Raw genomic sequence first — 397 nt, 5'->3', positions numbered from 1 at the left:
GGGGACGGCGTCTCCGGGCTCCAGGTCTCCAACGTCGACTTCAACATGGTGTCCGGCGGGGGCGGTGGCGGAGCAGGCGGGGCCGTCGGGATCCGCTTCGACCGCATTCCGGCGGACGCCACCGTCCTCGTCAACGTCCTCGGCGCCGACCGCACCATCAGCACCTACAGCGGCGCCATCGACGACGCCCACAGTCCCTGGAACGCGCTGCGGACCAGGCTGCTGTGGAACTTCCCGGACGCGACGACCCTTCACCTCCAGGGCAGCGGCCAGTTCCAGGGCGCCGTCCTCGTCGGCGAGCAGGCCTCGCGGACCACGGTCACCCTGCCCGGCATGAACGGCCGCTTCTTCACCACCGGCACGCTCACGCACACCAGCGTCGAGGGCCTCGGCGGCG

The 397-nt window shown here is 71.8% G+C and carries 1 protein-coding gene; it reads left to right on the top strand.

Going from position 1 to position 397, the window contains the following annotated elements; all coding sequences use genetic code 11:
• Window positions 1–397, top strand: a 397-nt coding sequence (locus G3I78_RS50190) for a choice-of-anchor A family protein (protein ID WP_164437349.1), incomplete at both ends; no start/stop codon positions are given.

It is taken from the genome of Streptomyces sp. SID13726, assembly GCF_010548375.1.
Classification (GTDB): domain Bacteria; phylum Actinomycetota; class Actinomycetes; order Streptomycetales; family Streptomycetaceae; genus Streptomyces.
This window is presented reverse-complemented; position numbering and strand designations above follow the sequence as displayed.